The sequence below is a fragment of the Flavobacterium sp. genome, from assembly GCF_041392005.1.
Classification (GTDB): Bacteria; Bacteroidota; Bacteroidia; order Flavobacteriales; family Flavobacteriaceae; genus Flavobacterium.
The window spans coordinates 147,820-172,619 of record NZ_JAWKMX010000002.1; the positions used below are offsets into that span (position 1 = coordinate 147,820).

At 32.6% G+C, this 24,800-nt stretch carries 16 protein-coding genes and 1 pseudogene; 13 read left to right on the forward strand and 4 right to left on the reverse strand.

Annotated elements, in window-relative coordinates:
• Positions 1-13: 13 nt before the first annotated feature.
• From R2808_RS02270 to R2808_RS02290, 5 genes are all read left to right on the forward strand, one after another.
• Positions 14-3,178 (forward strand): UvrD-helicase domain-containing protein, encoded by a 3,165-nt coding sequence (locus R2808_RS02270; RefSeq protein ID WP_371269313.1) that lies wholly within the window; start codon positions 14-16, stop codon positions 3,176-3,178.
• 18 nt (positions 3,179-3,196) lie between these two features.
• Positions 3,197-4,393, forward strand: coding sequence for a glycine C-acetyltransferase (gene kbl, locus R2808_RS02275; RefSeq protein ID WP_371269314.1), 1,197 nt, complete (start codon positions 3,197-3,199; stop codon positions 4,391-4,393).
• Between the two features lie 89 nt (positions 4,394-4,482).
• Entirely contained in the window at positions 4,483-5,910 is a 1,428-nt protein-coding gene (locus R2808_RS02280; protein ID WP_371269316.1) for an OmpA family protein, read from the forward strand.
• Between the two features lie 63 nt (positions 5,911-5,973).
• The gene (locus R2808_RS02285) at positions 5,974-8,748 is read left to right on the forward strand and encodes a PD-(D/E)XK nuclease family protein (protein ID WP_371269317.1); all 2,775 of its coding nucleotides are present in this window, start codon (positions 5,974-5,976) and stop codon (positions 8,746-8,748) included.
• Positions 8,749-8,759: 11 nt separating this feature from the next.
• The gene (locus tag R2808_RS02290; protein ID WP_371269318.1) at positions 8,760-9,602 is read left to right on the forward strand and encodes a mechanosensitive ion channel family protein; all 843 of its coding nucleotides are present in this window, start codon (positions 8,760-8,762) and stop codon (positions 9,600-9,602) included.
• Positions 9,603-9,605: 3 nt separating this feature from the next.
• On the opposite strand, the gene R2808_RS02295 is transcribed toward R2808_RS02290, so the two are convergent.
• Complete coding sequence (locus tag R2808_RS02295; protein WP_371269319.1) at positions 9,606-10,391, reverse strand: alpha/beta fold hydrolase; 786 nt, start codon at positions 10,389-10,391, stop codon at positions 9,606-9,608.
• A gap of 1 nt (position 10,392) precedes the next feature.
• Positions 10,393-11,427, reverse strand: coding sequence for an NADP(H)-dependent aldo-keto reductase (locus R2808_RS02300; RefSeq protein ID WP_371269320.1), 1,035 nt, complete (start codon positions 11,425-11,427; stop codon positions 10,393-10,395).
• Between the two features lie 235 nt (positions 11,428-11,662).
• Between R2808_RS02300 and R2808_RS02305 the strand changes: the two genes are divergently transcribed.
• Both R2808_RS02305 and R2808_RS02310 read left to right on the forward strand, forming a co-directional pair.
• A complete protein-coding gene (locus tag R2808_RS02305; protein WP_371269321.1) occupies positions 11,663-12,937 on the forward strand; it encodes a ribonucleotide-diphosphate reductase subunit beta in 1,275 nt (424 codons plus the stop codon).
• 3 nt (positions 12,938-12,940) lie between these two features.
• Positions 12,941-14,722 carry a ribonucleoside-diphosphate reductase subunit alpha gene (locus tag R2808_RS02310; protein ID WP_371269322.1) on the forward strand — a complete coding sequence of 594 codons (1,782 nt, stop codon included), beginning with the start codon at positions 12,941-12,943 and terminating at the stop codon, positions 14,720-14,722.
• A 56-nt stretch (positions 14,723-14,778) separates the two neighbouring features.
• On the opposite strand, the gene thiL is transcribed toward R2808_RS02310, so the two are convergent.
• Positions 14,779-15,825, reverse strand: coding sequence for a thiamine-phosphate kinase (gene thiL, locus R2808_RS02315; protein ID WP_371269323.1), 1,047 nt, complete (start codon positions 15,823-15,825; stop codon positions 14,779-14,781).
• A 98-nt stretch (positions 15,826-15,923) separates the two neighbouring features.
• On the reverse strand, positions 15,924-16,388 hold the full coding sequence (locus tag R2808_RS02320) for a regulatory protein RecX (protein WP_371269324.1): 465 nt from the start codon (positions 16,386-16,388) through the stop codon (positions 15,924-15,926).
• A 136-nt stretch (positions 16,389-16,524) separates the two neighbouring features.
• Between R2808_RS02320 and R2808_RS02325 the strand changes: the two genes are divergently transcribed.
• The 6 genes and pseudogenes from R2808_RS02325 to R2808_RS02350 all read left to right on the forward strand — a co-directional run bounded on the left by R2808_RS02325 (position 16,525) and on the right by R2808_RS02350 (position 24,775).
• Complete coding sequence (locus R2808_RS02325; protein WP_371269325.1) at positions 16,525-20,973, forward strand: hypothetical protein; 4,449 nt, start codon at positions 16,525-16,527, stop codon at positions 20,971-20,973.
• Between the two features lie 103 nt (positions 20,974-21,076).
• Positions 21,077-22,455 (forward strand): annotated as a pseudogene (locus tag R2808_RS02330) (dipeptidase).
• A gap of 543 nt (positions 22,456-22,998) precedes the next feature.
• Positions 22,999-23,301: a phage integrase SAM-like domain-containing protein gene (locus tag R2808_RS02335; RefSeq protein ID WP_371269379.1), complete on the forward strand. Its 303-nt coding sequence runs from the start codon at positions 22,999-23,001 to the stop codon at positions 23,299-23,301.
• A complete protein-coding gene (locus R2808_RS02340; protein ID WP_371269326.1) occupies positions 23,264-23,563 on the forward strand; it encodes a hypothetical protein in 300 nt (99 codons plus the stop codon). Before R2808_RS02335 ends, R2808_RS02340 begins: the two co-directional genes overlap by 38 nt.
• A gap of 40 nt (positions 23,564-23,603) precedes the next feature.
• Positions 23,604-23,918, forward strand: a complete 315-nt coding sequence (locus tag R2808_RS02345) for a tyrosine-type recombinase/integrase (protein WP_371269380.1) — start codon at positions 23,604-23,606, stop codon at positions 23,916-23,918.
• Positions 23,919-24,577: 659 nt separating this feature from the next.
• Positions 24,578-24,775: a hypothetical protein gene (locus tag R2808_RS02350; RefSeq protein ID WP_371269327.1), complete on the forward strand. Its 198-nt coding sequence runs from the start codon at positions 24,578-24,580 to the stop codon at positions 24,773-24,775.
• Positions 24,776-24,800: the final 25 nt, after the last annotated feature.

The window sequence follows — 24,800 nt, forward strand, 5'->3', positions numbered from 1 at the left end:
AATTATATCTTCTTTGGAAACATACTCATTTACAATCTATAACGCATCGGCAGGTTCAGGAAAAACCTATACTTTAACAAAGGAATATTTAAAAATCTTATTGTTAGCGAAAACTAGCGATGCGTATAAAAAAATATTAGCCATTACTTTTACAAACAAAGCTGTAGAGGAAATGAAAACAAGAGTTGTAACCAGTTTGTTTGAGTTTTCTAAAGAAAACACAGCCGAAGAAAAGTTAAGTTTGTTGTACGATGTGGCGCGTGAAACAAAGCTATCTATAGCTGTTATAAAACAAAAATCGGCGGCAATTATTACAAGTATTATCCATAATTATACAGCTTTTGGAATTTCTACAATTGATAAGTTTACTCATAAAGTAATTCGTTCTTTTGCGCAAGATTTAAACTTGCCCGCTAACTTTGAAGTAGCACTCGATACCGATTCGCTTTTGCAAGAAGCGGTAGATGTTGTCATTTCAAAAGTAGGCGAAGATGAAAATTTAACAAGTTTGTTAGTCGATTTTACTAAAACCAAAACAGACGATGATAAAAACTGGGATATTTCGAGAGAATTATTTGAAGTATCAAAATTAATTACTAACGAAAATAATAGCGAAAAAATAGCCGCTTTTAAAGAAAAAAAATTTACCGATTTCGCTAACATAAAAAAAATAGTACACGCTAAAATTGAAGAAATCTCACAAATTTGCATCGATTTAGCAAATGATAATTTACAAAAGATTAATCAAAACAGTAGTGTAGATTCTTTTTTTAAAAAATATGTTCCTAATTATTTTCAGCGTATTAGCAGCGGAAATTTAAGTATTAATACAACACCTATAAAATACTTAGACGGAGAAAAAAGCAGGTATAGTGCAAAAGTTTCTGCATTCGATAAAAACTGGATAGATGAAAATGCGCATACAATTTTAAATGATATTTACACTATTAATCAGCAAATAGGTAAAATACAGTTTTACAATGCTTTTTTACAAAATATTAATCCGCTTTCGCTGTTAAACACAATTCAGCTTGAGTTTAAAAAAATTCAAGAAGAGCAAAATGTATTGTCGATTTCCGATTTTAATTCAATAATTCATAACCAAATTAAAGAGCAACCCGCACCGTTTATTTATGAACGATTAGGCGAAAAATACCGACATTATTTTATTGATGAATTTCAAGACACATCTGTTTTACAATGGCAAAATTTAGTACCCTTAATTAACAATGCGCTTTCGTCTGAAGAATACGGAATAAAAGGAACATTAATGCTGGTTGGCGATCCAAAACAAGCTATTTATAGATGGAGAGGGGGAAAAGCCGAACAGTTTATTGCGCTAAGTAAAAATGAAAATCCGTTTTCAAATAAAGATAAATGGGTAGAAGATTTAAAAACCAATTACCGAAGTTACAGCGAAATAATTGAATTTAACAATTCGTTTTTTAATTACCTTTCTAGTAAGTTTGAAAACGAAGATTATGCCGATTTGTATAAAAATCATTCGTATCAAAAAGTAACCAATAAAAAAGGCGGATGCGTTAGCATATCGTTTATAGAAAACACAGAACCAAATGAAATTTTTGAAGACGAAACCTCTGGTTATTCCTACAAAACCCAGCAATATTTACAAAAAACAATAGAAACAATTCAGTATGTAAAAGCAAACGGATTTTCGTATAAAGATATAGTGGTTTTAACTCGAAAAAAGAAACACGGAATAGCACTGGCAAATTTTTTAACCGAAAATGCTATTCCTGTTATAACTTCTGAAACATTGCTTATTCAAAACGCTACCGAAGTAAAACTGATTATAGCGGTTTTACGTTTTCTAACTAATAATAAAGATTTAGAATCGAAATCTTTTATGTTGTATTATGTGGCAAAATACAACCAAAACAAACAGGAAATTCACGATTTTATTGCGCAACATATACAAGCAACAGAAAGCAAATTAGAAAAAGTTTTACAACAATTAAATATTCCAATTTCATTTACCTATTGCAAAACAAAGGCGTTGTACGAAATGGTCGAAATTATTGTACAATCATTTTTACAAGAAAAGGCTAATACTGCTTATGTGCATTATTTTCAAGACTTAGTTTTAGAAAAAGAAAGTAAAACACAATTAGGCGTAGCCGATTTTTTAAACTATTGGGATACAAAAGGTTTTCAAAAAAGCATTCCTACACCAAACGGAATAGATGCGGTACAAATAATGACTATTCATAAAGCAAAAGGGTTAGAATTTCCGGTAGTAATTTACCCGTTTGCCGAAGAAAGTTTAGCCGGAAATACTAACGATAAAATGTGGATAGATTTTGATGATACTGATGTAATAGACTTTCCTAACGCGTTAGTAAATTTAAAAAAAGATGTAGTTAATTATGGCGAAAGGGCAGAACAACAATATTTTCAAAAAAGTCAAGAAGATTTGTTAGATACGATAAATGTATTGTATGTAGCTTTAACCAGAGCCGAAGAGCAATTGTATATAATCTCAAATAAAATACAAAATAAAGAAGGTTTTAATCAAAATAATTTGGCCTATTTTTTTATCGAGTATTTACAATTACAAAATAAGTTTTCAAATGAAGAAACTGTTTTTCAAATAGGAAATAGCAAGCGCATTTCTGTTCCTAAAAAAACTATAAACAATAACAAAAACATTACTGTTGTACCTCAAAAACTAGAACGAAACAAAATAAAAATAGCAAAACAAGAGGCATTGCTCTGGAATACAACACAAGCAGAAGCAATTAACTACGGTGTTGTAATTCACGAAATACTAGCTTGGATATATTCTTACAAAGATGTGGCACAAGCAACACAAAAAGCCATACAAAAAGGATTAATTACAGAAAATCAATCGGAAACCGTTATAAAAACATTAAATGAAGTAGTGCAAAACAAATTGCTTCAAGATTTTTTTAACACAACCGGTTTAGTGTACAATGAACGCACTATGGTAGATTCGATTTACGGCAATAGCAAACCCGATAAAGTAGTTGTAAACGGAAATAAAGCATTATTATTAGACTACAAAACAGGCGAAAAAAAACCATCTCATGAAAAGCAACTTTTACAATACCAAGAAATTCTTACAAAAATGAACCTTGTTGTAGAAAAAAAAGTATTGGTTTACATAGGAGAAACGATAGAAATAATAACTTTGTAAAAATAAAATACATACGCTATGTACAGCAGCATAAAACAACACTTACAAAACGAAATAGCTACCATAAAAGAGAATGGACTATTTAAAAAAGAACGTATTATAACCTCTCCGCAAGATGCAGAAATTACCATTTCTACAGGAGAAAAAGTACTCAATTTTTGTGCAAACAATTATTTAGGTTTATCCTCGCATCCTGAAGTAATAAAAGCCGCTAAAGACGCTTTAGATACGCACGGTTTTGGTATGTCGTCAGTACGATTTATTTGTGGTACTCAAGACATTCACAAGCAGTTAGAACAAAAAATAGCCAGTTTTTATGGTACAGAAGACACTATTTTATATGCAGCAGCATTCGATGCAAATGGCGGTGTTTTTGAACCTCTTTTAAGCGAAGAAGATTGTATTATTTCAGATAGTCTAAATCATGCTTCTATTATAGATGGAGTGCGTTTGTGTAAAGCAGCGCGATATCGCTACGAAAACAACAATATGAACGATTTAGAGGCTAAATTAAAAGAAGCTAACGCAGCCGGTCATCGTTTTAAACTAATTGTTACCGATGGCGTTTTTTCAATGGACGGATTGGTTGCGCCACTAGATAAAATTTGCGATTTAGCCGATAAATACGATGCTATGGTAATGGTTGACGAATGTCATGCGGCAGGCTTTATTGGCGCTACAGGCAAAGGAACACTAGAAGCAAAAAATGTTTTAGGTAGAGTCGATATTATTACAGGAACACTTGGTAAAGCACTAGGTGGTGCTATGGGCGGCTATACAACAGCTAAAAAAGAAATTATAGAAATTTTACGTCAGCGTTCTCGTCCTTACTTGTTTTCAAATTCACTGGCACCCGCTATTGTAGGCGCGTCTATTAAAGTTTTCGAATTACTAGAAAAAGACACATCGCTTCGCGATAAGCTAGAATGGAATACAAACTATTTTAAAAAAGGAATGAAAGCCGCAGGCTTCGATATTATAGATGGCGATTCTGCTATAGTTCCCGTAATGCTATACGATGCAAAATTATCGCAAATTATGGCCGATGAACTTCTAAAAAAAGGCGTTTATGTAATTGGCTTTTTTTACCCTGTTGTACCAAAAGAAAAAGCCAGAATACGCGTGCAATTATCCGCGGCACACACACAAGAACATTTAGACAAGGCTATAAAAGCATTTGTTGAAGTAGGTAAAGCCTTAAACGTAATAAAATAATATATCTTTTTTTAACAAAACTTTTTGAATTTAAAAAAAAACCTTACATTTGCCTTAATTATAACGCATTGTAATTAAATTAGTAAAGTATGAAACAACTTAAATTTTTTGCTGCTGCTTTAATGTTTGCAGGTTTAACAACTCAAGCGCAAGACAGCAACAACCCTTGGGCAGTATCATTTGGTGTAAATGGTGTTGACACTAAGATTAGTATGCAAGCAAACGACAAATTAATTTTTGAAGAATTAATGAATGTTGATGGTAACTGGAATGTTTTACCTTCAGTTTCTTATGTTAATGTGTCTAGACACATTGGAAACAACTTTTCAATTGGATTAACAGGATCTGTTAATAAAATTGATAAATGGGTTACTTTAGATCGTTCAGATTTTGGAACTAAAGCTACTCATATGCACACAGTTTCAAACCCAGGCGACTTATCGTACTATGGTATTGATGCTGCTGTTAAATACAGCTTTATGGAAATGGTTGGAACAAAATGGTTTGATCCATCATTACATTTAGGTGGAGGTTACCAATTTGTTGGTGATGCTTCTGCTGGTACTGTAAATGGAGGTGTTGGTATTACTTTTTGGTTTACACAACAAATCGGTCTTCAATTACAATCTACATTAAAGTATTCGTTTGACGATGCTAGAATGCCACATGCAGATGTGCCAACACATATGCAACACTTTGCTGGTTTAACTTTCAAATTTGGAGGTAAAGACACAGATGGTGACGGTATTTATGACAAAGACGATGCTTGTCCTGAAGTAGCAGGTTTAAAAGAGTTTGACGGATGTCCAGATACAGACGGCGATGGTATTGCTGATAAAGACGATGCTTGTCCAGATGTTGCTGGTTCTAAAGAATTCAACGGATGTCCAGATACAGACGGTGATGGAATTATCGATAACGAAGACGATTGTCCTGAAGTAGCTGGTCCAAAAATCTTAAACGGATGTCCAGATAAAGATGGTGACGGTGTTGCAGATAAATACGACAACTGTGTAGATGTAAAAGGTCCAAAAGAAAATAAAGGTTGTCCATGGCCAGATACAGATGGTGACGGTATTCTTGATAAAGATGACAAATGTCCTACAGAAAAAGGTGTTGCATCTAACAACGGATGTCCAGAAAAATCTCCAGAAGTAACAGAAGCTGTACAAAAAGCATTAAACGATTATGCTAAGACTATCTTGTTCGATACAGGTAAATCTACAATTAAAGCACAATCTGCAAAAGTTTTAGGCGATATTATCGCAATCTTAAAAGAGTATCCTAATGCTAAGTTTACTATTGATGGTCATACTGATAGCGTAGGTAGTGCTTCTTCTAACATGAGATTATCAGATTCTAGAGCTTTATCTGTAAAAGATTACTTAGTTGCAAACGGTATTGACGCATTTAGATTATCATCTAAAGGTTACGGCGAATCAAGACCAATTGATACTAATAGCACTGCAGAAGGTAGAGCACACAACCGTCGTGTTGAAATTAATTTAGTAAAATAATATACACTAAATAAAGTTTATAAAAGCGTACCAATTTTGGTACGCTTTTTTTATTTTTATACTATGACAAATACATTTATAAACCATATTGCAACAATAGTATTTAAACGTTTTATTAGCCAATCGAAGCCAGTAGAAATTATTGTGCCCAATAAGCGTGCTAAAGTATTTTTATTAGAATCGCTTAAAGCACAAACAAATGAAACTATTTTTGCGCCTAATATTCTTAGTATAGAAGAGTTTATACAAAAAGTTTCAGGAATTACTTCTGTAAATTCTGTTGAACTATTATTTCAATTTTATGAAGTGTATTTAACAATAACACCAAAAGAAACGCAGCAAAGTTTCGATGTGTTTTCAAATTGGGCTAAAACCGCTATTCAAGATTTTAACGAAATAGATCGCTATTTAAAAGATCCAATAAAAGTGTTTACTTATTTGTCTGAAATAAAGGCATTAGAACGATGGAAACTGGAACCTCAAGAAAAAACAGCACTAATAGATAAACATCTTGAATTTTGGAACAATTTGGCTAAATATTACACCCGTTTTTACCATCATTTAAAAGAGAATAAAATAGGCTATCAAGGGTTAATTTATAGAGAAGCCGTAGCGCAATTAGAAAATTATTCGCATCAAAACACTTTAAATCATTTGCTTTTTGCGGGTTTTAATGCCTTAAATGATGCCGAAGAAAAAATAATGCTTCACTTTCTTGCTGCAGATAAAGCTACAGTATTATGGGATATTGACGGTTACTTTTTAGAAAATGAAAACCACGATGCAGGTTTGTTTATTAGACGAATAAAAAAGAAATGGAAATACTATCAACAACATTCGTTTGAAACAGTATTTACTAATTTTGGTACAGCAAAAAACATCGAAATAATTGGCACGCCAAAATCGGTAGGACAAGCTAAGATAGTAGGTAACATTATAGAAAATCTTACTAATAATGGAGAAAAAAGTAGTGCTATTGCCGTGGTTTTAGCCGATGAAAATTTATTACTTCCAGTAGTAAACCATTTGCCTAATAGTGTTGATGCCTTAAATATTACAATGGGTTATCCTGCTAAAAATAATACAGCTCAGTTGCTAGTAAATGCTTTGTTAAAAATGCACACTAATGCAAAAAATCGATCTGAAAACAAATATATTTTTTATTATAAAGATGTATTAACGGTTCTTAATCATCCATTAATTGAACCGTATAGTAATTTAGATGCAGTGGTACAAAAAATTAGAAATGAGAACTTTACATTTTTTGGATACGAAACACTTAAAAAGTTAAGAAACTCAGAAAATAATATAGATGAAGGTTTATTTGAATTACTATTTACACCTTGGAATAGCAATTTAGAAGCAATTTTAAATACATTAAATACTATTTTAACCTATTGCAAAGGCAAACTCGACAAATCGAATGAAAACGAAAGCCTTACATTGGTTTTTATTTATGCCGTACACAAAACATTAAATCAAATACTATCGTTTCAACAAAAATATAAAACACTTACTACTCTGGCAGAGCTCAATAGCTTGTATCGTCAAATAGCAGATTTAATAGAAGTTTCTTTCGAAGGCGAACCACTTTCGGGCTTACAAATTATGGGCGTGCTAGAAAGCCGATTGTTAGATTTTGAAAATGTTATTATAACATCGGTTAACGAAGGAAGATTGCCTTCTGGAAAAACGCAAAACTCGTTTATTCCATACGATATAAAATTAGAACTAAATTTGCCTACATACAAAGAGAAAGATGCAATTTTTAGCTATCATTTTTATCATTTATTGTTTCGAGCAAAAAACATATTTTTACTTTACAATACCGACAGCGAAGGGATTGATGCTGGCGAAAAAAGCCGTTTTTTACAACAATTAGAAGTTGAAGCATTACCACAACATACCATTAAACATAGTATTTATAACGCTGTTTTACCAGAGCAAGCCTACGAAAAAATTAGTATTTCTAAAACTGCTATTTTAGTAGAACAGTTACACGAAATAGCAACTAATAAAGGGTTTTCGCCATCGTCATTAACTACCTATTTACGCAACCCAACTCAGTTTTATTTTCAACGGGTTTTACGCATTAACGATGCCGATGAAGTAGAAGAAAACATTGCGCTAAATACCTTAGGAACAATTATTCACGATGCTTTAGAACAGCTTTATAGTCCGTACATTAACACGGTTTTAACGATTCCTATCATTAATCAATTGCTAAGTAAAAGCGACATCGAAATAGAAAAACAATTTAAAAAAGTATATAAAGAGGGCAATATTAAAACAGGTCGTAACTATTTAGCTTTTGAAGTTGCAAAACGCAATATTTATAATTTTTTACAATATGAAAAAAAATGTATTGAAGAAGGCGATAGTATTGAAGTTTTAGCTTTAGAAAGTAATTTGCATTGTTTTATTGAAAATGAAATAGTACCCTATAAAGTTAAAATAGCAGGTAAAGTAGATCGCATCGAAAAAAGAAACGGTATAATAAGAATAATCGATTATAAAACAGGAAGGGTTGAAGCTGCCCATTTAAAATTAAAAGATTTTAATGTGTTAATAAACGACACAAAATATGATAAAATAATTCAATTGTTAAGTTATGCTTTAATGTATCAATATAAATGCAAAACATTGCCTAGCAATGGTATTGAAGTAGGAATTATTTCCTTTAAAAATTTAAAATCTGGTTTTATTCCTTTCAAATACAATAACGAAGTGTTGGTAAATACTCAAATTTTAGATATTTTTACAACTGAAATTTCAGTTTTAATACAAGAAATTTTAAACCCCAAGCTAAACTTTATAGAAAAAACAGAAAACATTTAAACCCTACAAGTATGGATAATTTAAAAGGCTCTTTCGAAAGTATTTGGAATAACATATTAGAAAATGCGCCAAGCATTATAGCCGCTGCATTAGTGCTTTTTATTGGTTTTTTTATTGCTAATAAAATTAAAGCCTTAATAAAAAAGAAAACAGCTCAAATTTCTGAAAAAGTTTTAACAGGTGGGTTTCTTTCACAATTTATAAGTAGTACTATAAAATTAATTAGTATAGTAATAGCACTTCGAATAGTTGGCTTTACCGATTTAACATCGAACCTTTTAGCAGGAGCTGGAATTTTAACTTTTGTAGTAGGTTTTGCCTTTAAAGATATTGGAGAAAATTTTCTAGCAGGAATTATTTTAGCCTATAAAAGCCCTTTTAGAATAAACGATTTAATAGAAACAGGCGGTATTACAGGTAATGTAGTTAACTTGTTTCTTAGAGAAACACAGCTTAAAACTTTCGATGGCAAAGATGTTTTTATTCCTAATGGGCAAATATTAAAAACACCACTTTACAATTTTACTATCGATGGGTATTTGCGCTACGATTTTGTTATAGGTTTAGATTATGGTACTAATATTTCTAATGCTATTTCAACAGTTTTAGAAGCATTAAAAGATATGAATGGCGTATTGCAAGATACCAAAAAACCAAATGTTATAATTGATGAGTTTTCGGCAAGTACCATAAATTTAAGAATACTCTATTGGGTAAATACTTTTGAAGATTATACCGTAGAATACCCAACAGGAATTAAAACCGCCGTAATGAAAGTTGTTTTCGATAAATTAGTAGCAGCAGGCTTTAGTATGCCGTCAGATATTGTCGAAATTAAACAATATAACGGTTAATTTTTAAGTTATTTGTTTCATAAAGTTTAAAACCGTAATTTCTAGCTCTAGTTTGTTTTCTAAATGACTCATATGCCCATCGGGAAAAGCTATTAATACTACATCGGTGTTTTCTACTTGTTGTTTGCATTCTTCAAAGTTTAAAACAGGATCTTTTTTTCCTAAAAGTAATAATTTTGGAAAAGACGTAGTGTGTAATAAAATTTCTCTATCGGGTCTAATTTTCATTCCTTCTTGCGCAGCAATAATGCCTTGTAGCGGTGTTTTTAAAGCCTCTTGTTTTGCATAATTAATTTCGGCTATAAGTTGGGTTCTATTTTCTTCGCTAAACAAATTGGCAACAGCCATATTTATAGCAGCTACATAGTTTTGTTTTACCGCTTTTATAGCTCGATCTCTATTTGCTTTTCGTTCGTCGCTGTCAGGTTTTGAAGTAGAATTAAGTAAAATTAAGCCACGTATCATTTTTGGGAATAATTCAGCAAAAGCCAAACTTACATAGCCACCCATAGAATGCCCTATAAAAGTTGCTTTTTCAATTTTTAACGAAACTAACACTTCATAAACCGCATCAGCCATATCGTCCATCGTATGAATGTAACCAATATTTTCCGATTGACCATGACCCAACAAATCAATACATACAACTCTATAATTCTCGGTTAATTTGGGTGTTAAAAACTGCCACATAGTGCTGTTTTCTAAAAAACCATGAAGCAATACTATAGCTTTTCCTTTGCCGTTATCGGTAAACTTTATTTTAGCATTTTTATATAAAATGGTCTTCATTTTATGGTGCAGGATTTGGAATTAATTCTTGAATTTTTTCAATTTCCGCAATAATTTCAGGTTGAAGCGAAACCGTAAAAGCGGCTATATTTTCTTGTAATTGCGCTAAGGTTGTAGCGCCAATAATGGTAGAAGAAACAAACTTTTGGTGCTTTACAAAAGCAATTGCCATTTGTGTTAACGTTAAACCATTGGCTTTAGCTAAATCGTCATACATTTTAGTAGCTTCAAAACAATTTTTAGAGGTATAACGCGTAAAATGTGGAAACAATGCCAAACGCGAATTGGGCACAAATCCGTTTAAATGTTTACCCGATAAAAAACCAAAACCTAATGGCGAATACGCTAAAAGACCAACATTTTCACGCATTCCTATTTCCGAAAGGCCTACTTCATACAAACGATTTAAAAGCGAATACGGATTTTGAATTGTAACAATTCGTGGTAAATTGTGTTTTTCACTTTCTAGTAAATAGCGCATTACACCCCAAGGATTTTCGTTTGATAAGCCAATGTGTTTTATTTTTCCTTCTTTTATTAAGCCATCAAAAACGGTTAAAATTTCAAAAATACGATCTTGCCAATCGGTGTCTAATTCTTGTACACCACGTTTTTGAAACATATTCATTTTGCGTTCTGGCCAGTGCATTTGATACAAATCAATATAATCGGTTTGTAGTTGTCGTAAACTTTTTTCAACTGCTTCGTGTAGGCTTTTTTTAGAAAAATCAAGAGGTTTTCTAATATAATCCATACCCCTGTTTGGTCCTGCAATTTTAGTAGCAATTACTAATTTTTCTCTATTGCCAACTTTTTTTAACCAATTTCCAATATAGCGTTCTGTATTACCATAAGTAGCTTCGCAAGCAGCAATAGGATACATTTCGGCAGTATCAATAAAGTTAATCCCTTGTGCTACAGCGTAATCTAGCTGGTTGTGCGCATCAACTTCGGTGTTTTGCTTGCCAAAAGTCATAGTGCCTAAACAAACAGTGCTAATTTTTATATCGGTATTAGGTAAAAAAGTATAATTCATATCTAGAAAATTTATTCGCCAAAAGTACAAATTTTAAAAAAAGAGGTTTTTAAAAAGTAAAAAGAGTAAAATTTAACCTAAAAAAATTAACAGAAATTTTGCAAACACCTATAAACCATAAAAAAAGGTTGTTAATAAAATGTTGAGAACATAAAAAGATAAATTCCTATAAAACAGTTTAAGTTTTTAATTTTATAAAACCTTTTTTTAGGACACATTCAACAAAAACTTCAAAATGGAAATAAAACACATAACTAAAAGAGATTTTAGCACCAAAACCTTTGAGCTTCAAAAGATTACGGAGGCTGTTTTAAAAGCGATGAAAGCGGTTAATCATGGCGAGCAAAGCGATGCAGATGAAATTGCACAAAACGTTTACCAAGAGTTATTAGTAAGAAAAGGCCAAGAACAAAATTATATACCAACAGTTGAAGAAGTTCAAGATATTGTAGAAGAAAAATTAATGCAAAGCCAGTTTCACGATGTAGCAAAAGCCTACATTATTTATAGAAACAACCAAGCATTAAGCAGAAAAAGCAATATTTTCGAGAAACGTATTAATTTAAAACCTTTTGAATATCCACAACTCTACGAATATGTTTCCGCCATTCGCCATTCGTATTGGATTCATACCGAGTTTAATTTTACTAGTGATGTTCAAGATTTTAAAACAAAACTTACACCAGTAGAAAAAAGTGTCATAAAAAACACAATGTTGGCTATTTCGCAAATAGAAGTGGCTGTTAAAACATTTTGGGGCGATATTTATCATCGTATGCCAAAGCCCGAAATTGGTGCTGTTGGTGCAACTTTTGCCGAAAGCGAAGTACGCCATCACGATGCGTATTCGCACTTGTTAGAAGTGTTAGGTTTAAATAACGAATTTGAAGAATTAAAAAAGAAACCTGTAATAATGAAACGGGTGCAATACTTAGAGTCGGCTTTGCGAAATGCCAAAAGTGAAGATAACCAAGAATATGCCGAGTCTATTTTATTGTTTTCGTTGTTTATAGAGCACGTTTCGCTGTTTTCACAATTTTTAATTATTATGGCTTTTAACAAACATAAAAACATGCTAAAAGGAATTTCGAACGCAGTTGAAGCTACTTCTAAAGAAGAACAAATACATGGCGATTTTGGTATCGACATTATCAATATTATTAAAAACGAACATCCCGAATGGTTTGACGATGCGTATAATAAAATGATTCAAGATGTATGTAAAGACGCTTTTGTTTCGGAAAGTAAAATTGTAGATTGGATTTTTGAAGAAGGCGAAATAGATTTTTTACCAAAAGCAGTAGTAAACGAGTTTATTAAAAATCGTTTTAACAACTCACTCGAAAGCATAGGAATAAACAAAATTTTCGAAGTTGATCAAGCATTATTAAAGCAAACCGAATGGTTCGACGATGAAATTATTGGCACAAAACATGGCGATTTCTTCGTAAAACGATCAATAAACTATAGTAAAAGAACACAAAGTATAACAGGCGACGATTTATTTTAATTTATGGAAAACAAAACAACTAATCAAGCAGCTCAAGCAAACAGCCATCAACAAATGGTTACTGCTCGAAAAGAATTTTTAACAGGACAGCACGAAAACAAACCAAATGGAGGTTTTAAATGGTTAAACGATTATAGCCGTAAATTTTTAGAATCGGGTTATCTTACCGAAGGTGCTACACCAGAATCTCGAATTAGAGAAATTGCCGACAGAGCCGAACAAATTTTACAAATGCCTGGCTTTAGCGACAAGTTTTATGGCTACATGTCTGAAGGTTTTTTCTCATTAGCATCACCTGTTTGGTCAAACTTTGGTAAACGTCGTGGTTTACCTATTAGCTGTTTTGGTTCGCATATAGACGACGATATGGGCAATATTTTATATACCCAATCGGAAGTAGGTATGATGTCGAAACTAGGCGGTGGAACATCGGGCTACTTTGGTAAAATTCGTCATAGAGGCGCAGCCGTTAAAAACAATGGCGAAGCATCGGGAGCTGTTCATATAATGCAGTTGTTCGAATCTATGGTCGATGTGGTTAGCCAAGGTTCGGTTCGTAGAGGTCGCTTTTCGCCGTATTTACCTATTGATCACCCAGATATTTTAGAATTTTTAGAAATTGGTAGAGAAGGAAATCCTATACAACAACTTACACACGGAGTTACGGTTACCAATCAATGGATGCAGGAAATGATTGATGGCGATGCCGATAAAAGAGCTATTTGGGCAAAAGTATTACAAAGCCGTGGCGAAATGGGTTACCCATATGTTTTCTTTACAGATAATGCTAATAACGGAAGCGTAGATGTTTATAAAGATAAAAACCACCGTATTCATGCAAGTAATCTTTGTACCGAAATTATGTTGCCTTCTAGTAGCGATTGGTCGTTTGTTTGTGTGCTTTCGAGTGTAAATGTGCTGCATTACGACAAATGGAAAAATACGGACGCAGTAGAAACCATGATTTACTTTTTAGACGCCGTTATTACAGAATTTATAGAAAAACTAGAAGTATATCGCGATTCTCCTAATAGAGACGACCGCCAAACCTTCTTGTTTATGGAACGTGCTTATAATTTTGCAAAAGAAAATCGCGCTTTAGGGTTAGGAGTTCTAGGTTGGCACTCATTATTACAATCAAAACGATTGGCTTTCGATAGCCAAGAAGCTTTTAACTTAAACAACGAAATTTTTAAAGTAATTAAAGAAAAATCGTATAAAGCATCGGCAGAATTAGCAGTAAAATTTGGCGAACCGGAAGTGTTAAAAGGCTACGGTAGAAGAAATACAACGTTAAATGCTATTGCGCCTACCACATCATCGGCATTTATTTTAGGACAAGTGTCGCAAGGAATTGAGCCTATTTGGTCAAACATTTATGTAAAAGATATTGCCAAAATAAAAACAACTATTAAAAACCCATATCTAGAAGAATTACTAGAAGAAAAAGGACAAAATACAGATGAAGTTTGGCGAAATATTAGAGATAATGATGGTTCTGTACAACATCTCGATTTTTTAACTGAAGCCGAAAAAGCCGTGTTTAAAACCTACTCTGAAATTGATCAATTAGATATTATTTATCAAGCGGCAGCACGACAAGCCCACATCGACCAAGGGCAATCGGTAAATATTATTGTGCATCCAGAAATGCCAACAAAAGAAATTAATAATATTCATGTTACTGCTTGGAAATTAGGTTTAAAATCGTTGTACTACCAGCATAGTATGAATGCGGCACAAAAATTTAAACAGAAAAAGGAATGTACCAGCTGCGAAGCTTAATTATGTTGATAGTTAAAAATGCTACTTGAAAAAGTAGCATTTTTTTATCTTTTTAATTATTCTTCAAGCGCGTTCCAGCCTCTAGCTTTTAATGGAATTTTAGTGTTTTCGCGAGTAATTAAATGAATACCTTCTTTAGCTTCAGTTATATGCCCAATAACCGTAAAATTCGGATTTCCTTTTATTTTATCAAAATCGTCCATTTTTATAGTAAAAAGCAATTCGTAATCTTCGCCACCATTTAGAGCTACAGTAGTAATATCGATATTAAATTCTTCGCAAACATTAATTAATTGTGGATCGGCAGGAATTTTTTCTTCATACAAATTACAACCTACACGGCTTTGTTTGCATAAATGTAAAATTTCAGACGACAAACCATCGGAAATATCAATCATCGAAGTCGGTTTAATTTCTAGCTTTTCAAGAATAGGTTTAATGTCTTTACGGGCTTCGGGTTTTAATTGGCGTTCAATTAAATAAGTATAAGCCTCTAAATCGGGTTGGTTGTTAGGATTTACTTGAAAAACTTGTTTTTCGCGTTCTAAAACCTGTAAACCCATATAAGCAGCACCTAAATCGCCAGTTACAACCAACAAGTCATTTGGTTTAGCGCCATTTCGGTACACAATATCGTTTAATTTTGCTTCGCCAATAGCAGTAATGCTTATTAATAACCCTTTTTGAGAGGAAGTAGTGTCGCCACCTACAATATCAACCTTGTATATTTCGGCAGCCAATTTAATTCCGGCATATAATTCTTCTAGTGCTTCAAGCGGAAAACGATTAGAAACAGCTAACGAAACCGTAATTTGAGTAGGCGTAGCATTCATAGCACAAATATCGGAAACATTAGCTACAACAGCTTTGTAGCCCAGATGTTTAAGTGGCATATAGGCTAAATCGAAATGAACACCTTCAACAAGCAAATCGGCCGAAATAACGACTTTATTATCTGTAAAATCTAATATTGCAGCATCGTCGCCAATACCTTTTACAGTAGATTTTTGCGTTATTTTTAAATCTTTAGTTAAATGTTCTATTAAGCCAAATTCGCCTAAATTTTCTAATGAAGTTTTGGCTTGGTTTTTATCTTCGAGCATGAGCATATTTTTTGCAAAGATAGCGCTAATGTGTCAATTTGTTGATATGCCAATGAGTCAATTATTTTATTAACACACCAACACATTGTCTTATTGTCTCATTGATTATTATCTAATTCGTTTAGTTTTTCAAAAATCAAATTCGATTCGTAACCTTTTCGAGTTAAAAAATCGACAAACTTCTTTTTCTTTTTTAAGTTATTTTTTTCGTTTATGTTGTGCCACTTTTTTTCGGCAAGTGTGTTAAAATTTTCAAGGTAAATTTCGTTGGTAATTTCATCTAAACCGGCTTGAATATTTCTTACAGAAATACCTCTAAATTTTAATTCGTTTTTAATTCTTGTTTTGCCCCAAAGCTTATAATGGTGTTTTCCACGTGCAAAACTTTTAGCAAAACGTTCTTCATTTATAAAATTATTTTCGATTAAATGGGTTATTATTGTTTCTTTTTCCTCTGGTAACACCTTAAAACTATATAATTTAGCTTCCACTTCTTTGTAACAACGTTCTTGGTAAGCACAATAACCCTCCATTTTGTTAATAATTTCTTGAATAATAGTCACTTTATAAACTTGTTTTTTTAAAACTTAACGTAATTTTAATGTAAAAATTATTCTAAAACAGTGAATCACAATTATTTTTGAATAAATTTGTTCCCGATTTTTTAAAATTTAGACAAAACTATAAAAAAACTATAAAATGAATTTACGATTAGTAATAATAACTTTTTTGTGCTCTTTTTTCTCTTGGGGGCAGATTTCCGAAAGTTTCGAAAGTGGATTACCCACTTCTTATGGTTCTACAACCTCTTACACATTGTCTTCGGGCACATGGACTGGTTCTGCTAATCAAGTTATTAGAGGAACGACAGGTGCAACTGCTGGCTCTTATTCTTTACAACTAAGAAGTCAAACAGGAGCACAAATTACAACTCCAACATTAACTGGTGGTGTTGGCACTATATCATTTAATGTTCAAGCTAGTACAGCTTCTGGAGGACTTCAAGTGAGAATATCTACTGATAATGGTGCAACCTGGACACAACCTACGGGTTCACCAATTTCATTTGGTACAACTAATGCTGCTCAAACTTTTACAGTAAATGATCCTAATGTTGATAAAGTTCAATTTTATAGAACAGGGGCTACAGTTTATATTGATGAAGTAGTAATTACAACAGCAGCACCAGTTGGACCCACAATTACCGTTACCCCAACTTTACTAAATGGTTTTACCTATGTAGTAGGTAGTGGCTCTTCTGCTTCACAATCGTTTACGGTTAGCGGTTCAAACCTAACAGCAAACCTTGCTTTAGCAGCACCTACAAACTACGAAATTTCATTAACATCGGGTAGTGGCTATGCTAGTAGTTTATCGCTAACCCCTTCTAGTGGAAGTGTTGCTAATACAACTATTTATGTACGCTTAAAAGCGGGATTGTCTGTAGGAAATTACAATAATGAAGATATAACTGCATCAAGTAGCGGAGCTACTTCAAAAACTGTTACTTGTAGTGGTAATGTTACAGCGTCTTCTAATTCCGATATTGTTGCAGTTACAGCATCTGAAAGTAGTACAATTTCGAGTACAGTAAACAATGCAGCACCGTTGACGTCTACAACAGGTGTGCAAGTATGGCAATTTACCGTTCGCGATGGTGGCGGAACTGCTGATGCCGATAACTTACCCACTATTTTAACCGACTTTACATTAGCACAAGGTTCTGGAAATCAAGTAGGAACTTGGTCTGATGCAATTGAAACGATAGCACTGTTCGATGGAAGTACTTTTATTGCATCAGGAACAGTTACGGCTAATCAAATTCAATTTACAGGTTTAACTATTTCGGTTGCCGATAATACAAACAAAACGCTTTCGTTGCGTTTATCTTTAAAATGTCCGTTAGGAGCCGATGCTTTTGATGGAGAAGATTTTGTATTTTCATTGTCAAACGCTAATACAACATTTGCAGCAGCAGGTTCGCAAAAATCTAGTTTTTCGGCACAAGCATCAACCAACGGTGAAAATGCTATCGCAGTTACTGCAACAGAGTTAACCTTTACAACGCAACCATCAACAACAGGTGTTAATGCAGCTATGGGCAATGTTGTTGTTGCAGCTACCGATAATTGTGGTAATGTAGCTACAAGCTTTACAGGAACAGTTAGTATTACTAGTACAGGAACTATGATCGGAGATCCAGTTTCGGTAACGGCTGTTAATGGCGAAGCAACTTTTTCGGGAATACTTCACACCACCACAGGAACTGGTTTTACCTTAACCGCTTCTTCAACAGGATTAACAGGTGTAAGTAGTAGTTCATTTGATATTGCAAATGTTACCACACTTCAACCTGGAGACTTGGCTATTTTAGCTGTTAATACAGCAGCAGAATCATCTGGATCAGCAGACGAAATTTCTTTCGTTTGTTTTCAAGACCTATTGCCAGGAACAGTAATATACTTAACAGATAATGGGTATGAAAGAGTTTCTGCTGGTTTGTGGGGCGATACCGAAGGTATTATTTCACTTGAAAGAACGACTACAACATTACCTAAAGGAACAATTATAACCATTCATACACAAAACGGTGGGGCTAACAATGGTTCTCATTTTACAGTTTATACATGTGGTGCTATAGACAACAATTGGAATAAAGGCTCTGTATTATCATCGTTTTTTGACTTAAATAAAGACGATCAAGTTTGGATTACTCAAGGTGGAACATGGACAAACCCTTCGGGATCTCATGATATTTCTTATGATGGAAATGTTTTGTATGGATGGACTGATATTGATTGGAAAACAGCTCCTGGTTATGCAAGTACAAAAGGGTCAACAGTTTTTCCAAAAAGAGAATGTTATACAACAAATGTAGAAAATCCAGAAACAGGTTATTCACAAGTAAAATTTAACGACCCAGTAGATCCTGATTTTTCAACAATCAATAGAACGAGATTAGATTGGATTGCTTTAATAAACAACCCTTCAAATTGGGATTATTATACGAGTTATACAGATTATTATGCCAATGGATATGATTATGTGGGAAGTACAACTTGCCCTACAATGACTATAGTTACAGGTACAGAACAAGAGGGGTTGTGGACAGGAAAAACCGATACCAATTGGTTTAATTGTTCAAATTGGGATACGCTTGTAGTACCAGATGAAACAGTTGATGTTTTAGTAAATGACAATACAACTAATAACCAAGCCAAAATTGATATAACAGCTCCATTTGCTTCGTATTACAATAATTTAGCTAAAGCTAAAAACCTAACCATTACAGGTGAAAAAGTTGAAATTGTAGGCAACGTAAATAATATTTTAGAAGTTCACGGAAACTTATTAATTGACAGTCCTGCAGGTGCATTAGATATGGACGATTCTAATTCTGCAACAACCGACGGAACCATACATTTATATGGTAACTGGACCAATAACATGGGGCAAGCCGCTTTTGAAGAAGGAAACGGAACGGTTCATTTCGATGGCTCAACCGATCAGGTTATTAGCAACGTTACACCTCAAGGTACCGAAGAGTTTTATAATGTAGTTTTAAATAATGATTTTACTACTGGTATTTCAAATAATTTAATTGCTAAAGGAAATTTAGTTGTTAATTCAGGAAAAACAGTTATAGTAAATAGTAATGATTTTATTGAAGTAACAAAAAATGTAACCACAACAGGCGCAACTTTCACTATTGAAGATGACGGATCGTTAATTCAACTTGATGATTCAGGTGTTAATACTGGAAATATTACTTACAACAGAACTACTACAGGAAATTCTTATGATTATGTTTATTGGTCATCGCCAGTTGAAGGGGTAAATACTCCAAGTTCAGGATACATTTATCACTGGGATCCAGTTGCAACAAATGCTAATGGAACCGAAGGATATTGGTTGCCAGCATTAAATACACCAATGATTAAAGCAAAAGGTTATATAATGCGCAATATTTTAAGTAGAAGTTTTACAGGTGTTGCAAGAAATGGTGTCGCATCAATAGCTATTAGAAGAGGAAGCGATATGAACACAAATACAGATGATGATAATTGGAACTTATTGGGTAATCCATATCCATCTGCAATTTCTTTAGCAACATTTTTAACAGCAAATAATAATGCCAGTACAGGTATAAAAGGATCGGTTTATATTTGGAGACATAATGCGCCGTTAAGCGCTTCTAATCCTGATCCTTTTTATCAAGATTTCGTTTTAAATTATGACGTAAATTCTTATATTTCGGTAAACGGCTTAGGAAGTAATCCAGATGGTTATGGCGATTATATTCCAGCGGGTCAAGGGTTTTTTGTAAGTATGGTCGATGGTGCAGCTGTTGCAGATAATACTAATTATGTTGTTTTTAATAATAGTATGAGAACAAGAGGTGCTACTTATGACAACTCACAGTTTTATAGAAGTACAAGTTCTAAGGCAAATCTATCAAATGAAGAACCTGAAAAACATAGAATTTGGTTAGATTTAATTAATGGAGAAAACAACAATTCGGTTACCACTTTAATTGGATACGCAACAGGGGCAACAAATGGTTACGACAATATGTTTGATGCAATTCCTTATGCACAGAACACTTTTAATATCTATAGTTTAATTGAAAATGAAAAATACCTAATTCAAGGTCGAGCATTACCTTTTAATGATAATGATCAAGTGCCATTAGGTATTTTAGTTCCAACAAATGGAGTGTATAGTATAGGTATTAATAAAATTGATGGATTATTTTTAGAAACAAATCAAGATATTTTTCTTTACGACGCAGAATTAGCTATATATCACGATTTGCGAGAAGTTCCATATACTTTTACCGCTACACAAGGCTATAATGGTAATAGATTTGTATTAGTATATAAAAACACAGTTTTAAGTGCCGAATCGGCTGTTGCTTCAAACAGTAATGTTTATATTTCTAATGGTGATACATTAACTATTCATTCAACTAAAGAAACTATAGAAAAAGTAGAAATTTACAATACTTTAGGGCAAATACTCTATAAAAAAGAGCAACAAAATACATTGTTTTTACCTATAGAAAAAATTCAAAAACAAAACCAAGTTTTGCTGGTTACCATTCATTTAACAAACGGAAAATCAGTTACACAAAAAGTAATTTTTTAAATAAAGAATTAAATACTTTTAAAAAACCAATCTGAAATAGATTGGTTTTTTACTTTTATAAGCTATATTTTTTTGTAATTTTGAATATATCTAAAATTATAAAATGGAGAATATAAAGCAATACGTTCAACAAAATAAAGAACGTTTTATACAAGAATTAATAGAATTATTAAAAATACCATCAGTTAGCGCCGATAGTGCTTATGCTCACGATGTTGTTTCAACAGCAGAAGCCGTAAAAGAAAGTTTAGAAAAAGCAGGCGTAGATCTTGCAGAATTGTGCGAAACACCAGGTTATCCAATTGTGTATGCCGAAAAAATTATCGATACAAATTTACCAACCGTTCTAGTATATGGGCATTACGATGTGCAACCACCAGACCCTATGGATTTATGGACATCGCCACCATTTGAACCCGTAATTAAAACAACAGAAATTCACCCTGAAGGAGCCATTTTTGCCCGTGGCGCTTGCGACGATAAAGGACAAATGTATATGCACGTTAAAGCCTTCGAATACATGATAAAAAACAACAACTTGCCTTGTAATGTAAAATTTATGATTGAAGGCGAGGAAGAAGTAGGTTCAAAAAGTTTAAGCTGGTTTGTAGAACGAAATCAAGAAAAATTAGCGAACGATGTAATATTAATTTCCGATACAGGAATGATTTCGAACCAACAACCATCTATAACAACAGGTTTGCGAGGCTTAAGTTATGTTGAGGTAGAAGTAACAGGACCAAACCGCGATTTGCATTCGGGCTTGTACGGTGGCGCGGTAGCCAACTTCTATTAATATTTTGGCAAAAATGATTGTCATCGACAAAAATAACCACATAACCATTCCAGGGTTTTACGATAAAGAAGAATTATCTACTGAGTGAAAGAACCGAAATGGCAGCACCATTTTCATTAGAAAACTATAAAAAAGCATTAGATATTAACGATGTTTATGGGGAAAAAGGTTATGTAACAAATGAACGGAATTCTATTCGTCCCACATTAGATGTAAACGGAATTTGGGGCGGCTATACGTGCGAAGGCGCAAAAACAAGCATTGCCAAAGCCTATGCAAAAATTTCACGCGTTTATGCCTAATCAAGATTGGGAAGAAATTACAACACTATTTGCCAAACATTTCGAAAGTATTGCTCCAAAAGCTGTAAAAGTAAAAGTTACGCCTCACCACGGCGGCCAAGGGTATGTAACTCCTATTGATAGTATTGGTTACAAAGCAGCAAATAAAGCTTATACCGAAACTTTTGGTGTGCCTGCAATTCCTGTACGTTCAGGCGGAAGCATTCCTATTGTAGCACTATTTGAAAAGAATTAAAAGCAAAACAATATTAATGGGTTTTGGCTTAGATAGCGACGTTATTCATTCGCCAAATGAACACTTTGGAATTTTTAATTATTTAAAAAGGAATCGAAACAATACCACTGTTTTATAAATATTTTGTAGAAATGAGTCAATCATCATAAGCAAAAAAGGAAGTTCAAACGAACTTCCTTTTTATTTGTACCGCGGGTGGGAATTAACAGTTCTTAATCAGTTATTTTCTGAATTACTTAAAATTGTTGCAACTCTTTGTTTTTAATGCCTAACAAATTTTAAGACAAACTTTTTTATTAACTGAAATTAAGCCTAATTAAAATTAATTAAGTATATTTCGGCAAAATTTCGGCAAGAAATGAACTTGAAATATTTTATTGTTAAGGGTAAAAAAAGTATTGCAGCATTTATGTTCGTTTTTGGGATAGTAAGCGACTAGACCAGAAACACGAACAGGAATAAGTACACTTATATCGGACTGGTCGGAATCAAAACAAAGAATAAAAGTACGAGTAAATTCTTTAAATACTGATGAGTTAAATAAAAAACTTGACGATTTAGAACGATTTATTTACGATAGTTACAATTTTGACTATAACAATAAAGCTTTCATTTCAAAGGATTGGTTAAAAGTAAAAGTCGAATCTTTTTTTGGTCGAGTTTCAGACGACGAACTCTATAAGGCGTATTTTATTGATTGGGTTGAGAGATTTGTTGCAACAGCTCATAAAAGACTTAATAATGGAAAGCCAATTACTGCAAATACAATAAAAAATTATACTTCTACACTCACGAAATTGAAAGATTTTGAGGAAAGTCAAAATACAAAATATCGTTTTGAAGATATTGATTTGAATTTTCATAGAGATTTTATTTTTTTCTGCCGTGAAAAATATGGTCTAAATAATAATTCAATAGGTTCTTTAATTAATAGAATAAAAACACTTTGTCGAAATATTGAATTTAGACGGTTATCAAATCAATCCAAAATATAAGCATCAGGAGTTTTCAATTCCTAAAAATGAAACTTTTGATATTTACTTAAATGAAAATGAAATCAAACAAATTTTTGAGTATGATTTTAGTTGCAGCGAAAAATTAGACAATACTAGAGATTTATTCGTAATTGGTTTAGTTACTGGGTTAAGGGTTTCTGATTTTTTAAAGATTACTAAAGACAATATTCTTGGAAATGTAATAAACATTACAACAACAAAAACCAATCAAAACTTAACAATACCCATTCACCCTTTTTAGTGAAACATTAAAAAAAAGAAATGGAGATTTTCCAAGAAAAATATCAGACCAAAAGTTTAATAAATACATAAAAGAAGTTACAAAAGAAGTTGGTTTGAAAGAAAAAGTATTCGGTTCAAAACGTGATGAAGAAAGTAAAACAAAAGCTGAGGGTTATTTTGAAAAATGGGAATTAGTTACTTCCCATACTTGTAGGCGTTCTTTTGCAACAAATTTATATTTAGCTGGAATAGATGTTGCAATTATCCGTAAAGCAACAGGACACACGTCGGAAAAGACATTTATAAACTACGTTAAGGCTAGTAACGATGAACATATAAAGAAAATCAGTGATTATTGGAAAAATAAATCATAGTATGGATAATAAGTTGACAAATAAAGAATTTTAAAACTCATTTTATTCAAGACAATTTAGAGAGTTTTACCATAGCAAAGAAAGGACTTTAAGTGATGATGATTTTGAAATTTGTAAACAAATTGCAGAAGAAGTGAATTGGGTAATTGAAAGCGAATTTAAAGAAGATTTTCAGCTATTTGGGCTAAATACCCTTTTGTTTAAATTGAGTAAATTTACTTCTAAAGAAGATAAAGAAACTTTTTAAAAGGAAGATATAAGAAATTGTGGAAAAAATTAGATAATTCAGAATGTGAATACAGTTTGCTGTTTATGAATAAAGCAGTAGGTTCACAACTTCATAACTGGGTAGATTTTTCTATCTGAAATGATATATAAGTTAAAAAAGAACTATTTAAAGACTTTATTTCGGGTAAAGAAATAAACGACTTAAATATAGAAGATATAGATGAGTTTGTTACTTTTTCAAGAAAGTATTACCCTATAAGATTTGGAAATTGAATTTATAGAGAGCATTTTAAAAAACAAAAATGTTATAGAAGATTTCGACAACAAGGATATTAAGGCTTTTTACTTTATAAAAATCCACCATTAAAAGATAAAACAAAAAAAAATAAAAATCTTGATACCTCTAAAAAAATTCTGTTACTTGAAAAATATTGTATGATGAAAAATGGAAAAATTATTCATCAACAAAAAAAGGAGAAATACTAACTTATCTGATAGACGTTCATAAAGATACTATTAAAAACAATTATTTAGAACTTGATAGATCAGCTGGAAAAAAAAGAAAAAAAGAAAAAACAAAAGCAGATAACGATTACATAGACGAATTATATAAAAACATTTTAGGGTAGGTTTTAGGATACCCTAAAATATTAT